At 36.3% G+C, this 15,364-nt stretch carries 11 protein-coding genes; 3 read left to right on the forward strand and 8 right to left on the reverse strand.

The features are described from left to right. Positions 1-94: 94 nt before the first annotated feature. Genes Q5911_RS03925 through Q5911_RS03935 form a run of 3 tightly spaced genes read right to left on the reverse strand, consistent with a single transcriptional unit; the run spans position 95 to position 4,398 of the window. Complete coding sequence (locus Q5911_RS03925) at positions 95-871, reverse strand: hypothetical protein (protein WP_303181155.1); 777 nt, start codon at positions 869-871, stop codon at positions 95-97. Positions 872-885: 14 nt separating this feature from the next. Continuing rightward, positions 886-3,180, reverse strand: coding sequence for a hypothetical protein (locus tag Q5911_RS03930; RefSeq protein WP_289588595.1), 2,295 nt, complete (start codon positions 3,178-3,180; stop codon positions 886-888). An 18-nt stretch (positions 3,181-3,198) separates the two neighbouring features. Further along, complete coding sequence (locus tag Q5911_RS03935; protein ID WP_303181157.1) at positions 3,199-4,398, reverse strand: AIPR family protein; 1,200 nt, start codon at positions 4,396-4,398, stop codon at positions 3,199-3,201. 117 nt (positions 4,399-4,515) lie between these two features. On the opposite strand from Q5911_RS03935, the gene Q5911_RS03940 reads away from it, so the two are divergent. From Q5911_RS03940 to Q5911_RS03950, 3 genes are all read left to right on the forward strand, one after another. After that, positions 4,516-4,806: an XRE family transcriptional regulator gene (locus Q5911_RS03940; protein ID WP_289588593.1), complete on the forward strand. Its 291-nt coding sequence runs from the start codon at positions 4,516-4,518 to the stop codon at positions 4,804-4,806. Positions 4,807-5,306: 500 nt separating this feature from the next. Then, the gene (locus Q5911_RS03945) at positions 5,307-5,525 is read left to right on the forward strand and encodes a hypothetical protein (RefSeq protein ID WP_289588592.1); all 219 of its coding nucleotides are present in this window, start codon (positions 5,307-5,309) and stop codon (positions 5,523-5,525) included. A 35-nt stretch (positions 5,526-5,560) separates the two neighbouring features. Next, positions 5,561-6,532 (forward strand): reverse transcriptase family protein, encoded by a 972-nt coding sequence (locus Q5911_RS03950; protein WP_303181159.1) that lies wholly within the window; start codon positions 5,561-5,563, stop codon positions 6,530-6,532. A gap of 423 nt (positions 6,533-6,955) precedes the next feature. Here Q5911_RS03950 and Q5911_RS03955 read toward each other — a convergent pair whose 3' ends face one another. Genes Q5911_RS03955 through Q5911_RS03975 form a run of 5 tightly spaced genes read right to left on the reverse strand, consistent with a single transcriptional unit; the run spans position 6,956 to position 14,955 of the window. Next, positions 6,956-7,549: a class I SAM-dependent methyltransferase gene (locus Q5911_RS03955; RefSeq protein ID WP_303181161.1), complete on the reverse strand. Its 594-nt coding sequence runs from the start codon at positions 7,547-7,549 to the stop codon at positions 6,956-6,958. Position 7,550: 1 nt separating this feature from the next. Then, entirely contained in the window at positions 7,551-8,654 is a 1,104-nt protein-coding gene (locus tag Q5911_RS03960; protein WP_303181163.1) for an HNH endonuclease domain-containing protein, read from the reverse strand. Position 8,655: 1 nt separating this feature from the next. Further along, positions 8,656-8,994, reverse strand: coding sequence for a nucleotide pyrophosphohydrolase (locus Q5911_RS03965; RefSeq protein WP_303181165.1), 339 nt, complete (start codon positions 8,992-8,994; stop codon positions 8,656-8,658). Beyond that, positions 8,991-10,883 carry a DUF2075 domain-containing protein gene (locus Q5911_RS03970; protein ID WP_303181167.1) on the reverse strand — a complete coding sequence of 631 codons (1,893 nt, stop codon included), beginning with the start codon at positions 10,881-10,883 and terminating at the stop codon, positions 8,991-8,993. The genes Q5911_RS03965 and Q5911_RS03970 overlap by 4 nt, the downstream gene beginning before the upstream one ends. A gap of 43 nt (positions 10,884-10,926) precedes the next feature. Then, the gene (locus Q5911_RS03975) at positions 10,927-14,955 is read right to left on the reverse strand and encodes a hypothetical protein (protein WP_303181168.1); all 4,029 of its coding nucleotides are present in this window, start codon (positions 14,953-14,955) and stop codon (positions 10,927-10,929) included. Between the last annotated feature and the right edge of the window lie 409 nt (positions 14,956-15,364).

Consider the following 15,364-nt stretch of genomic DNA (forward strand, 5'->3'; position numbering starts at 1 on the left):
ATTGTTGCAATTTATAATCTCACTGCACAAATTTACAGAAAATTCTCCAAACACATTCTTCAGATATTTTCCGTTTATCTTTATCCCATCATTTCTATTTCATCCCCGCTTTCATCAATGTTTCAAATACAATAATACATTCTTCTTTGGTTAAATTTTTTCTATTTGCCTTGCGACATTTTAAGCATGTATCATAATATTTTGATTCCCATTTTGCTTTAGTTTTTATTTTAGCACTATGGGGAAAATCTTTTCGAAACTTTTCAAACTCATTAATCCATTGCTGTGCCATTAAAAGAATCATCTCGTATATTTCAAAAAGCTCTTCATCGTCAAACACTGAAGTATCTTTGTTCTTCAAAAACGCATGAAGTGCTTTCTCAAACGGTCTCCATTCCTTTTCTTTTATTTTAGGTTCATGGATTCCGATCCAAAGAAAAATACGATCATCTTCCCTATTAGATTTTCTATCCAATAGATCCTGCCACTGTCTCCAGCTAAGTTTCTCAACGATAGATTGATCCAACCTTGAGAGTTGATAACACTGTTCATAAAATTTTCTAGTTTTTGAATTTTCTCCATCATCTCTTTTTCTTACTTTATCAGCAGCGAAATTCTTTATTTCATTCCAAAAATATACACGCTCTCTATCTTCAATTTCATACTCATCTAAAAGTAAAGATAACCTTTTTCCCATAAAGTACTTATAAAGAACACCATCTCCATATTGTTCGGAAAGCTGTTTCCCAATTTTAGGTATTTCATCCTTCAAATATCCTAATAATAAATCTGCCTTTTTTGTCTCTTCTGATGACAAAAATCCGCGATATATTTTTCTTCCTTCTTCATCTAATTCGACTAAAACCGCCATATTTCTCACCCCCTCTAGAAACTTTTTTGATAAACCTCTTCAACTTTATCCATTATACACTTTCCAGCCTCAATAGGATCCATCTTAGTTATATCTTCTCCATTCCCAAACATCGAATATTTTCCTTCTTCAAGATAGAGCATCACATATTGCTTGAGCATCTCCTGTTTCATGTAACTTCTCCACTCTTCATCCGTTATTTGAGCAGCCTTATATGCAGGATGTCCACAATTAAGGAAAATCAATCGACTTCCACCTTTACACCATGACCTTCGATAATCATTTGGATCATCTGCTGTTCTCGGTTCAAATGCACCTTCTTTTCCACTTTTATCATCTTTATTAAGATATATCTTTTGATAATAATGAGTAATTCTATCCCCTTTCTCATATTCATCACTATCTGACATTGCAATTAATCTTGCTCTAATTTCTATTACTCCAGAAAGAAGATATTTACTTAGATTCTCTTTCTCCATAACAATATCAGGAATCTCATTTATTACTACTTCTTCATATGGCTCAACATGTCCTCTAAACTGACCTATATCCAATATTTTGGGATTACTTTTATCCTCGCAATTATGAATGCTCATATTAACACTAAAGTCCAAAGGAAAATTTCTTTTATTATCAATCAGATAAGAAATATTACTCAATTTTTCTCCAAAATCAACTCTTCGACTATTTTCCCTTGGAAAATCCATAGTATGTAACGACAAAACAACTTCTTTCCTAACATTATCTTCTTTATCAATATCATAGAAGAATGTCAACTCTTTATGTTTTTCTTTTGTACTTCCAACTACTTTTACCTTAAGAACTATATTATTTTCTTCATATCTTACCGCATTATTTGGTGTTACAGTAAGAATGCATTGTTCGTCGTAATATGAACCAGATGTAATCTTAACTGAATCTTTTTTTAACTCTGAAACGATACGGTTATCATCTTTAGATACTATACTTATAGAATAGTCGAATTTTCTATCCGTTAAATATTCATTAGCTATTCTAAACCCCAATTTAATAACATCACCTGTCGTCACTTTCTTTGATCCAGACATCGGGTATTCTATCCCTTTCCACCGCACACTAAAATCTGGTTTTTTCGAACCTCTACCAAGATCCTCAAACCCAATATCCTCAAAAAGATCTTGAAGTTCAGCAGTAATATCTTTCAATGCTTCTTGAAGTTTTTTATCTTCATACTCTTTATTCTTTATGTAGCCCCAATCCACTAGCAACTGATTGATTTTATTCGATACATATAATCTCATATTTTGATATATGGTAGTGTGCTTTTTTCCAGATTTTACGCCATAATGTACTGCATCCTCAATATCTGCAAGTCCTTCTTCCCATTCTTTATCTACTTCAATATAACCCCAAAATCTGTCTTTAATAGCTGACGGAATATCAGAAACATCAACTGTACCAATTTTCATCCCTCTTCTGTAATATGATACTCCATGCCAAAGGTTTTCACCCTTTTTATTGATAAAAAAGCCAAACTTTTTCACCCTATATCCTTCTGCATATTTTTCAGGTTTTAATATTTCATACTCTCTTTCAAATGGTTTGAATTTGGGCACCTCTACTCTCTTTCCATTAATATAGATGCCCGAATTATCTGGCATTTTTTCAATGCATCTCCACCAGCTTTCCTGGATAAAAGAAACTATACTTCCATCTTTTATACTTTTAATTATTTCTTCCTTAGGATTAAAAATTATAACTCTTGTACCGACAGATTTTTTTGCAGAAAGTCCAGTTGCATCCGCGATATATCTGATAGCTTCTTCCCCTTCAAAAGCAATCTCATACATCTCCCCACACTTCATTCTATTTGCCAGATAGATTCCGTCAGCACGAAGTGAGTCAAAACAATAATCATAATCATTCGATGCCGCAAAATAGACAGATTTTCCTACACCATATTTTCCTGCACCCGTTTGATTTCCTCCAGATACATTTCTTGATGAAAATCTAGCTAGTCGCCACGTTGGATCAATCATTTCTTCATTGTCAATTTTCCTCGAAATCTCTGTGGCAGAAATATTGGGTCCTGTTAATCCTTCCGTTCCTTCATCTTCAATTACCAAAAAGGATCCCTTATCATTATTAATCAAATCAATTTTGCATTTCCATTCTACCCAAGTATTTTTACTTCTGGCACCAACAGCATTTTGAATAGCATCCTTCTGAAAACCATCAGGCAAAGACACTTTTGCAAGTTCATAAGCATCTATAATCCAATCAATATCCTTCTTAAAATTCTGCGGCATAGTCGCTTTCATCCTATTCATAAATCACACCTCCAAAAACTATCTTCGTGCCTTCAAAAGCTTTCGCAAACTCTGCGTTTCTACAATTCTATAGTTAGATAACCATAATTGCTTATCCTTTCCTGCTAATTGAGGATTCGAACTAGTTTCAAATGTATTTTGAACAATACTCGTTCCCACTTCTCCCCAAATTTCAATTGGATCGTATAGCCAATATACCTTTCCGGTTTCTTCATCAATTTTTAGCAATGAGCGAAAGGCTCCAAAAATGGGGTAAATATACCCACTTGACACAGAATAATAAGTTTTATTTTCTAAAAACTCCGTTTTTGTTCCCTTTTCAACAGATTCCACTCCCTTTACAGCTCCAAATCTAGGAATTGAAACACCTAAATTCTTTTTATATTCTACATACTTATCTCCAACCTCTCTCTCAATCAAATCATACAAATCAACTAATTTAGGCAACTGTTTTGTCAAAGATTTGTAGAACACACTTTTAAAAGCATCCCTATATCGCTTAAAAACTTGTGCTTTTCCTGAATAGCTTTGAATTGGAGCAATATTATCATCAGGATATTTTTCAACATCAAATGCATACATCAATCTGAGTAACTCTGAGATACTGATCGGTTTATTTTCATTATCTTTATATGCTATTTTATCTGCGTAGGGTTGTTCCTGAATGGCCCTTCTAACATCTTCAAAGCTGTCCTCTAAGTTAAACAATGCAATATCTGATACCTGAACTGAAGTATTTCTTGCATCGGAAAGTCTAGTGATATTCACAACATTTGTAATTACTTCCATTCGAACAAACTTTTCAATATCCTTTGGAATTTTATCTCTATTTTGAATAATTGCTGTATAGGTATGACCCCCATCAAGAATTCCATAATTAAATTTGTCATTCTCATCATCTTGATTTCCAATATCAATAGTAACTTCTGATTCTGCACTATTAAAACTTAAGGACTTTGCTGCAATAATAATTCCTCGATTATTAATGTAAAAATCAGTTTCAGGTTCAACAACTGCTTTTATAAGTCTTTTTGCAACATTAGTACCCATCTTCGGAACTCTAGGATTTACATCCATTGGAATATCATCTGGAAGATCTTTCATGTTTATCAACAAATAATAAATAGTTTCCAAAGATGATTCATCTTTATCAGTACGCTTATATGGAGATGTCAATGTTCTCAATGAATCTACTTTAAATTTTATCTGTTTAACCATAAATACCTCCTAAATATTATACCCTGTCTATTAACTAGATCTTGATCTTAACTTCACTATACTTTATATTATTAATATAAGCAATGCACCATGGTGCATACATGAGGTTCGATTAATATGGCTGAACGAAAAAATTATAATCCTGGATTAGTACGAGTTGGGCAACTACTTGCTGCAAAAAGGAAAGCTTTAGGAAATATGTACAAAACAAGAGAGGCATTCATTGATCTACGAAGTGATGAACTATTCGCTGGTGAGCAATGGATCTCTCCACGCCATCTTGCTAATGTTGAATTGGGGAAAAACTGGATTAGCATAGAAAAACTAATATCACTATCAATAGCACTTGAAGAAGACCCTGTAGATCTCTTTGATCAAATAATACGCGCTTATCAAAATCGTCTTTAAAATGCCTAATATTGATTCATTATTCTTGATGCCATTTTCAAATCCAATGTACTCACCTAATTTTAATATAATGAATAATTATAAAAACTATCGCCATTTACAAGTTATTTGATATACTTTGAAAAAAAGACAGTTTCATGATATACTTCTATTGTCAGTATGTGCAGTCAGATTAGACTTCGTTTGGTTCGTGGCAACACGGGCGGCATCGTACCTCCTGGTATAGATGCATTTGTTTACGGCATATGTTCCCGTACACTCTTCATATACCGCCCCCACAGTCGCACCGTACTAAGGCGTGAATGTGTGTGGCCATGTACATGTATGAACGGTAATAGTACAGAAACATGTAAGACAGAACAGACTATAACAAATAGTTTGGGAAGTCGGATTTGTGCTGGTGTAAAATGTGATATACGGCTGCAAAGTTCCTTTGTTATTGGCGGAATGGGAAGTCCCCTCAATTATTGAGGGCCAATAATAACGAAGGAGGTGAGTTCGTGAAAAAGACGGACAATCCTGTTGTCCATATTTATGGCAACAACAATAATGTAGAAGTGAAAGTCAACGTTACTGAAACTTCCTCAAAAATGCCTGTTGCTGTTACAATTGCTATTGCGCTGATTGTTGCAGCAGCCATACTGGCTATATCACTATGCTGTCCTGAATTGCTTGCTGATTTTGTCCGTTGGATCGTCAGCATAGCAATAGGTGGCTAACACCAGCACTTTTTTATGAAATGAGGTGTAACATTTTGATATATTGCACTGAATGTCCACTTTATGGACTACAATCTAAAAAAATGCTTAAGCGCCTATTGCATATAGAGGACAGCAGACTTTTCAAACAAGACTATGTCGCATCGTTAATATCTCCATATATCGATAAAAATGGTAAACCACGTTTGATTGAACCCCCTAGTGATAAATTAAAGGCAATTCAAAAGAGAATGAAAGTAATGTTGGGAAAAATTATTGTTCCAGATAATATTTTTTCGGGAATAAAAGGGCGTTCATATGCAGACAATGCATTTCTTCATACTAGTAGTAATAATCGGAAGATGCTGTTCAAAATAGACTTAACTGCATTTTTTCCCACCATAAGCCGAGAAGTAGTTTATCGTTTTTTTTATTACGATTTATGCTGTTCACCCGATGTAGCAGAAATATTAACCAATTTTACTACTATTAATATCGAAAAAGCCAAGGTAAGTAATCTTGAGGATATATATGTTTTTTTAAATAGCAAAGGCGTTTCCTGCAAAAATCATTTAATTTCAGGAGCTCCGACTAGTCAAATATTATCTTATTTGGTCAACCACTCCATGTTTGATGAGATGCAGACGATAGCCAGCAAAAATAATGTAATGATGACCGTATATGTAGATGATGTTACTTTTTCAAGCGAATATAGGATTTCTCATCGCTTTACTGAGAAAGTTATTTCCATAGTGCGAAAATATGGATATCAGATTTCCAAAACTAAGGTAAAAAAATATACAAAACTATATCCTAAATTAGTAACAGGCGTTGTAATTGATTCTTCAGGGCAACCAACACTTAAAAATTCTATGCGCCTTAGAATAATTAAAGAATATAAAAATCTACAGTCCCATCCAGAGGATTATAAGGGCAAGCAACGTCTGCGAGGATTATTAATTGCAGCAAGGCAGGTTAATCCCCATGTATTTCCTAACATCTATAAATTTGCATTTGATTGTAATTAGAAGTCATAATAAACCAAGAATATAATTACCGTTGACAAATATAATAAATAAAACCGCCGCCTTAGAAACTGATCTAAGAGGGCGGTTTCTACTTCATATCAGAATAAACTTTTCACAACAAAGCCACTTACAAAAAATTACATATTCATCCGATGTCACATCTTCCTTGTCTCATAATGCGTTAAAAAAGTAAAATAAAATCTCATCACAATTTTTCCAACTTGCAACACAGAGAACTCTCTTATAAAAAGAGCGTATAACCTGCAATCTGTTCTTTGAGGTTACACGCCTTGTATCATATCTTAGTTCGTTGGAGGCGGTATATTCTTCCAAACGGCTATAGGCCATGTCTTCATTATTATAAAATTTTATTTTTGCGAAATTTATTATACGTCACACTTTCATTGCTCTTACCGCTTATCATTAAGAGTTATTTCTTCTCAATCTTAAAACCACATTCAGCCACCGAAATCCCCGTCTTCCGCTTACATCTTCGGTATACCACAGCTGCTCCAGCTGTAATTGTTTATTTACCGTCAGGATTTTCTCTACCAGCTGTTCAGTAAACTCAAGAAAAAAACGTCCGTCCTCCACTTCTCCTGTGGAAATTCCACTTTTCCCAGAAACATATATAATCCCACTGTCCTCTAGATACAAATCAATCTTTTCAAAAAAATGTAGCACTTCTTCTTCCTTCAGATGAATCAATGACGCACACGCCCATATCCCATCGTACCGTTCCGTCGGCTGATAGCTCTGGATATCTGAACATACAATTTCTCCAAAAAACACTTTCCGGATTTCTCTGCAGAGATTCTTAGATGGTTCCAATGCGGTCACCTGATATCCCTGTTTCTGGAAATAACATGCATCACGTCCGCTGCCGCTTCCCACATCCAGAATCTTTGCTCCTTTTTTTAACAGTGGCAGGAATCTTTGATACTGTTCCGACATATCGGCGGAAATTGTTTCTGCCGCATAGCGTTCTGCATTACTTTCGTAATAGTTACTCATCATCTTATGTCCTCAAGCTCCAACTGGAAAATCCCATACTTTTTGCCGATTGATAGACCGGAAACATAACCTCTTCCAAACGCCCGGAAAACTCCCTTTCCGACAGACCACTCTGATAAAGTTTATGCCTGATCTCCTGATTGTTCAGATGCTCCTTCGCACATTTGTCAAAGGCTTTATGTACTTCCGGATATTCCCACATCAATTCATAAGACAGATATTCCATTTTGCATAATAATGGGAAATACATATTCCAGTCCGGAAGGCTGTTGCTTTTACTGCTGTTGATACTCCGGGTTGTGGGCGTCAGATTCCACAATTCATCATGTGCCACGTAGGACCATGGTACAAAATGATCAATGGAAATATTCTTTTCATTGAGTGGATTTTCCCCATAGATTTCGCAGACAGGTTTTATGGAAACAAGCATTTTCCAATACTTTTTCACCTTTTCGAGGTTCCGCTCTTTCGGCGGATAAAGCTTGTCCACGATTCCCGGAACACTGGGGTTCCTTTTCTGAAGATACTGGATCAGATTCAATTCCACCCATCCCTGTATGATTTTATAATTAAGGTCAATATAATCCGCCCATTCTTCCTGTATCCGGATTTGGGTATTCAGGCCACTGAATTGCAGGAAATAATACATCAGTCTTTGTTCCTGGTTGATTCTTTTCGCAAGATTTTCCCCGGATCTGTTCCATTCTTTTCCTTTCATGGATTCCATAAAAGGCGCCTGTAAACGATAGGGAACATTGTAAGATAACGTCCGTTTCATGGCTAAAACTTCTTTATCTTTACATGTCTTCACATACTCCAGAACAACATCTTTCTTCTCACAGGATTTCATATTACTGATCTCACGCAGCCGGTGAACCATCCGTTCCAGTGCATCATTAGGCCCAAGATTCAACCGGTACTCCAAAACCATATACCAGGCATCTGCAATCATTTCATCAATCAATGTTTCAAATGTAATTGTTGTCTGTCCTTCTTTTATTTTCCGCGCGATCGCCTGAAACCAGAATAACTTGTAACACTCGCTTTTGTTATCAAACAATCTGGAAAAATGGGCTATATCCAATATATCAGAATGTGGTAACTGCATGTCATTCTCCCAGCTCCGTATATTTTTCTTTATGTCCATATGCCTTTTCTACTGGATACTTTTCAGCGTTCTTCTTCACCTTTTCCTGAATGATCTCATCCAGATCCAATCCACAGGTATCTGCCATTAAAATACAGTAATTCAGTACGTCCGCCAGTTCTTCCCTGACCTTGTCTTTTTTCTCCTCACACCAGACATCGTCTGCACTCCATTGAAATACTTCCAGCAGTTCCGCTGCCTCCAGGCTGATGGAAATGGCCAGATCTTTCGGGTTATGAAACTGTTTCCAGTTTCGGTCATCTCTGAATTTTAATACCTGTTCTATCGTTTCTTTTGTCATTTTTTGTCCTCACTTTTCCGTGTCTCCAGACATTTCTTAAGATAAGCTGCCAGCCTTTGATCTGTACAATATACATAGCAGCCTTTCATACCGCGTGTCATTAATGTCCGATATGTATTTTTTATAATTTCGTCCGCTTCTTTTTTCGCCAGCTCCGGATTCTCTTTATACAGTTTTTTAATTCCCTTCAAAGACTGGTCTGTTCTGGCTCTTTTTGTAAAATCTGTAACGACCATTCCGTTTTCATAACGCATATCATCCCCAATGATGACTCCTACATAATCGAATTCCAATCCCTGAGAGGTATGAATACATCCCGCTTCATGAATGGAATCTTCGTCAATGGCAAACGTAGTCGTATTTTTCAGATTCCAGCTGATTTCAAAATCTCCGATTATTATATCATGTACAGATGGATCATTAACTCCTTCTTTTTTCCAGTTCCAACAATAACCAGCCAGAATCCTCGCTCTGTTATGCGAGGTACGATTTCTTTCGATAATTAGCTCCTGCATTTTTGCCGGAGAATCAAGAATTCGGATATCATAATCGATATCCTCCATATCAAAATTTGCTGTATCCCGAATTTCCAGCGTATGATCCAGCCAGGCAAGGTATCCATCAGAACCGTTGCATCTAAACTGAGACACCAGTTCCATCTCTGTAACCTGAGCTTTTTCCTTCTCCGCCCATTTTCTGATTTCATTTACCCGTCCTATGTCCTGAAGTGTAACTCTTTGGCTTTCATCAATAAAAAACACGCTGCATTTCGCCGCATGAATAATTTCTTTAATCTGGTTTTCTCCCATATTATGGAACATTCCTGATTTCTCATTAAGGCGATGTGCTTCGTCCACCAGGATCGTATCAATCATATTATTATCGGTTTCTGTGTAAATACCTGAACCTTTGAACATATTATCGACACTGCTTTTCCTGATACTTCCTTTTAACTTTTTCCGATATACATTTCTTGGTGCTGAATTTTTGGATACATACTGGCAAAACTGATCCTCTTTTGTTAATTCTGCAAGGAGATTTACAGCCACCACACTTTTACCTGTTCCTGGACCACTCTTTACAATCACAACCCGTTTTTTATCATCTTTGACAGACTGTCTGGATTCATTCAGGATTTCTTCGTAAACAACCTTCTGTTCATCCAGCATAATGAATTCACGGTTACCCTTCAGCATTTTTGCAATAGAATCCTGGAGACTTTTCGATGGTTTAATGCGTCCCGAATCAATCTTATAAATTAATTCTTTATTATCACCAGTTCGAATACTCTTCTTAATGAAATCTCTCAGCTTTGCGACTTCCCCGCGTGTAAATGCCGGTGCATCTTCCAGATAAGTTTCATACTGTTCAGCATCAAGCGGATCCTGATCATGTCGTCTGTAATTGTGCAGATAAGCGCACGGAAATATGGAAACCATTCCTTCCTGTACAGAAGCATTGTAATCACTAATCAACATGGCATATGACCAAGCCTGATAGGAAGGATGAACCACTTGCCTCACAGCATTTCCGGTATATGTCTGTACCAGCCCGTCCCGCCCCGGAATTGCCTCCAGCTCGTCCCATTGCTTCAGTTCAATCAAAACGACATTTGCATCTTCCTTATTCCCATAACCGGATATCAGAAAATCCACTCGTTTGGACGTCTGTGGAATATTGTACTCTATAGCAATTCCCGCATCAGATGGAATATCCTGATCATTCAATACCTTATACATATATTCCATAGAATTTTCCCATGCACGGAATTCATTCTTCGCTGTATGTCGATGCATTCTTTCATAAATATTGTTTTCGATTTCCACAGCGATTGTATCCTGCTCTACGCTTGACAAAAAATTGTCTTTTGTTCCTTCATAAATCAGCATTTCTGTACTCCTATACCAATATCAGTTAAATACATTGATTGATTCACTTACTAGTGCTCTCCCCTATTGATATCAATGATTGCAATAACAACATAACAGAGGTAAGGACATCGATTATATGAATAATCTCTTCTATATTAGTCTTGTTCCTAATGCAATCAATTATATCTTCGTAACAATTCAAAAATGTTTTAACTGCCTCTATCATTTTAAGAATTTCATCATCATCTGTAATAAGCTCATCTACAATCCTCGCACACTGAGTGAATTCGATCCATAAATTTTGAATTTCCTCTTCTGTTTTTTTACAAAACAATTCGAATATACGAATGCAATTCTCGCTTGGCTCAACTTGAACAATCTGATGCAATCGCTTAAGATATACTTTAATCATTTGAACTTTTTGTATTGCAGAAATCCATGTAAGTACATCTGTTTTGTTGAATAATTTTTTTTGTACCTCGGATTCCATTTCGCATGGTAGCATTGTCTTTCCAAAAGTTGAAATATCAGAATCAAAAAGTTTATAAAACGGAATAGAAAATGCCGTAGGTGAATATCCCCCAGAAATTACTGGGATGTACGCCAGTTCTATAGTTTGTGTTTCGCAATACCACCTATCGCTAGATGGTAACACAGCATTTTTGAAAATGCCTCTTAATTTTTGAACCAGACTTGCATACTCTTGCTCGATCGTATTATCCTCATCCAGACTATATTCTTTTACAATATATGCATGATGATTAGTTACGAAAAGCTCTCCCCCAACTTCATCGGGTATTCTAGCAAGAATATCTTGAAAAAATGTTTTGCCTTTACGATACCGTAATTTGGCTTTATAAGCTATTGCTTCTCCTTTAGGCGAAGTGTCAAGAACCTGACGCCAAACATTTAATAATGTGAGAAGATTTTCTAATTCTTCCTGCTTAAAAGAAGTACTCAGAGCACTATACTCTGAAAACAGGGAATCATATTCATAGCAAAAACTACTAAAAGCTTTGGCGGCAGAATAGAGATTAAACATGGCTAGCCTTGGATTCTTAATCAAAGATATATCCTGCTTCTTAATTCGAACCAGAAGTACTTCAGCAAATTGATTATAGAAGTTATCCAAAGAAGAATATACTTCATTGAAACATTTCCTAAAACGCTTGTATTTTTCAACGGAGAGCAACTGTCGCATCGGAAAATATTCAGATGCAGGTAAATTATTTTTTCCTTCTGAATAAATGCAATATGGATCTACTGCAGAAACCGGAAGATGATTTTCAGCGAATGTGTGCATTCTAAATACACCGACACGGCTTTCGATTCGCTTCCATCTTTCTTTGGTAAATCTTCCTTTTTTATAAATATCATCTATTAATCTTATCGTTTGCTCAATCAATTCGTTAACATCTGTTCGGATTTCATCGACTTCTGCCACATACTGCCCCCAAGATTCCGGACGTTGGGTATAATCAATTCTAATCTTAACCCATCCATTGACTTCTGAAACCCAAGTGTTGTATCTCCTATCTTTATGCATACGAAGCTTGTAATCTAACGGCTCTATTGCCAAATCATCTAGAAGATCAACACCAAGTAATTCAATATCAATGTATTCTTTTTGTGGATACATCTGTTCAAGAATATCTAGCATTTTAATTCGCCAGTATTGGTTTAGATTCTTGGTTTTTTCTGAAATCGTCACTTCATTTTCAAGGGGCGGAATGAATTTACATATGATCTCATTCTCATCCTCAGTAAAAAATATTACATTCATTTCTGAAATCAATTTATTATTCAATCTGTTTACCGCTGTTTGATAAGCTGCTGAAAATGCTGTGTGTTCAGAAAGACCTCTTACAACATCTGCAGCCGCTTGGAGGTCGCCGGAACATATACATTGTGCTATCTCGTCTGGTGCTATGAGCATACGAACTTCACAATCGCGTTTTGCCATCCAAAATAGCGCATATCCAAATGATGATTTATCCTCATCTGTTTGTGGCAGCAGATTCGGATGACGACAGTTTTTAACGAAATAGTCTGTTGCTTGATAATCTATGGTTAGTGATGTAAGTGAATTCTTTATTTCATCAATAGCACTTTGTAGCGCTTCCTTGTCTTTGAATATCGAAAGCTCTTTCATAGTGCTCGCAATGATTTCATTAGAATGATAGACCCCAGAAAGGTCAAGTGGTAAAAAGCAAAGCCATCCCTTACCGCGTTTCTTAATTAAATTCTGGATAACCGCCATATTACAATCAACATAGCGTTTTGCATCCAACCAAAGCATAGTTTTTATTGCACTCGCATATCCAATCCAATCGGTAAATTCACATTGAGAAAGTTGATGCAAATCATCTAAATTGCATGGTTGCTGAGAAAAGTAATCCAGCAAAATAATTCGTATATTCTTAGACTCCACACAAGGTACCGTCTTGAAAACAATATCTTTCTCGGTCGTACCAGTTTGTAAACAGATAGTATCAAATACAATTTGCGCACGAACCGGATGAAGAGCTTCAATCTTGTTCTCATCAATAATTCTAATAAGATACTCATCTTTTAATCGTTGTATGGCTGACTGCATGGTCGAGCAATGAACCTCTTTTTTTGCCGACAGAAAATCTACATTGGCACCTAAACGGCCAGCATAACATACCAACTGTAACAATTCCAACCAATCATCGGATACTTTCTCTTTAATGAGTGCATCAATTTGGTAGTGTAGGCGAGCCGTCAAAGTTTGATTGTTTGAAAGCAAGTATACAAATTCAATTAAAGGTCCGCCACTTCCGAAGGCAATCCATGCTTCTTCAAATGTTCTATAAATTGGGTGTGGTCTCTCACTTGTAAAAATATTATAAATATCCTCTGCTTCCTCCTTTGAAAGCGCTAGTTCAACCACATCGTATTTAATAGCTTTTCCATTCAATGGCGTGGCATTATAGTCTTCATCACGAATTGAGACCAAAACAGGTATCTCTAATCCACGAGTCTGTAATTCTTGAATTAGAAATGCCCATAGCATTTCTCCCGGTTGCACATCAATATAAATAATAAGATTTTCATTATGCTTTCCAAGTCCATCTAGTGAAGCCACAAGGTTTTGGGCTTGCGTTTCCGTAGCGATTGTGCGGACGCAAAACACGCATCCTTCCGGATATGTATCAAGCAAATAACGGTAGCATAAAGCGGATTTTCCTTGACCTGAAACTCCTTTAATTACTGCTACGCCGTTTTTCTCAATGGCAAATTGAATCTTTTTTAGCCAATAGTCTCGTTTGACATCCACACCGTTTCGAATATGTGATGGATGGACAGAAACTCCTTGTGAAAACTCTTTCTGAAGCTGCTCTTGACTGGTATTAAGTTTCAGTTCACTCAAGCATACGAGAGACTTATTATATTCTTTGTAAAAACCATCAATGGCAGAAATACTTACTCCAATTTCATGGATTTTGTCTTTCCACATTGCTAAAGTTGTATAGCCTTTACTGTTGGATAACCTAGAAATGTATTGCACTAACAATTCTTGAGCCAGTTCAGGTGCCGGCATTACAGATACATAACTTCGGATGTGTTCTCTTAGGTTCTGTTTGAGTTCCTTAAGGCCAACTTTTTCAAATTTCAAGGAATCGATTAACCAAGTGGCGTCTTCGGCTGACAGTTTATGCTTTTCTTTCAACCGATTAGTCAATATCTTTTTCATTTCTTTGTTATCGTTGGCGACTTCTTGAAACTCTGCACCCAAACTCCCGAAATAAACAATCTTTATACCGGAAAAGGATTTATCTACGGCGTGTAAACTACACATCCGATTAAAAAAGCCCTCTCCACCCTTAGATGTTTTAGCTGAAGCAAGACTTGAAAGTGTTAGATCGGAAGATATATTTTTAACTTGAATGGCCTCAACAACAGATCCGTCTTTTTTTATAACCAGATCTTCGATATCTTCAGGGTAATATTCGTAACCGTCTTCATCCGTAAGCAATTTATAAGCAATATATAAAGTTTGAGACGAAAAGCCTTTCCACGCAGCTTGAGCACCAATATCTGATTTTGTAAAACTAGAACTACTCATTTCTTCCCCCCTACCACACAACTACACAGATACCTGTTATTATAAGAATATAATTTTATCCCTTTCCGATTAATCAAATTTGTATTATTTCCTAAATTATTATACCATTTACTACTTTATCCCACAATTCGACATTCAAAAAACAACGGTCTATTTTCCCCCTTTTACTACACCATTTACTACACCATTTTCTTTCAAAATGACGATTTTTGACGCTCCCAGACAAAAAGTAAGAACCCGCAAAAACCTTGTAAAATAAGGCTTTACGGGCTCTGACACCACAGGACAAAACCACCCCAAACGAGCCAAGAGGTAAGTGCTATTTTCTTCACACAAGAAGAAATTATAACAACCCATTCCGCTTCAAACTCCCCTCTTTCCCCAGCACATCACCGACTTCCGGATATAC

Origin of the sequence: Lachnoclostridium phocaeense (genome assembly GCF_959599685.1) — a bacterium.
GTDB lineage: Bacteria > Bacillota > Clostridia > Lachnospirales > Lachnospiraceae > Claveliimonas > Claveliimonas monacensis.

What these genes read in the sequence shown, in the direction of transcription:
- Q5911_RS03925 (WP_303181155.1), bottom strand. Translation starts at nt 871, where the DNA reads ATGGCGGTTTTAGTCGAATTAGATGAAGAAGGAAGAAAAATATATCGC.
- Q5911_RS03930 (WP_289588595.1), bottom strand. Translation starts at nt 3,180, where the DNA reads ATGAATAGGATGAAAGCGACTATGCCGCAGAATTTTAAGAAGGATATT.
- Q5911_RS03935 (WP_303181157.1), bottom strand. Translation starts at nt 4,398, where the DNA reads ATGGTTAAACAGATAAAATTTAAAGTAGATTCATTGAGAACATTGACA.
- Q5911_RS03940 (WP_289588593.1), top strand. Translation starts at nt 4,516, where the DNA reads ATGGCTGAACGAAAAAATTATAATCCTGGATTAGTACGAGTTGGGCAA.
- Q5911_RS03955 (WP_303181161.1), bottom strand. Translation starts at nt 7,549, where the DNA reads ATGATGAGTAACTATTACGAAAGTAATGCAGAACGCTATGCGGCAGAA.
- Q5911_RS03960 (WP_303181163.1), bottom strand. Translation starts at nt 8,654, where the DNA reads ATGCAGTTACCACATTCTGATATATTGGATATAGCCCATTTTTCCAGA.
- Q5911_RS03965 (WP_303181165.1), bottom strand. Translation starts at nt 8,994, where the DNA reads ATGACAAAAGAAACGATAGAACAGGTATTAAAATTCAGAGATGACCGA.
- Q5911_RS03970 (WP_303181167.1), bottom strand. Translation starts at nt 10,883, where the DNA reads ATGCTGATTTATGAAGGAACAAAAGACAATTTTTTGTCAAGCGTAGAG.
- Q5911_RS03975 (WP_303181168.1), bottom strand. Translation starts at nt 14,955, where the DNA reads ATGAGTAGTTCTAGTTTTACAAAATCAGATATTGGTGCTCAAGCTGCG.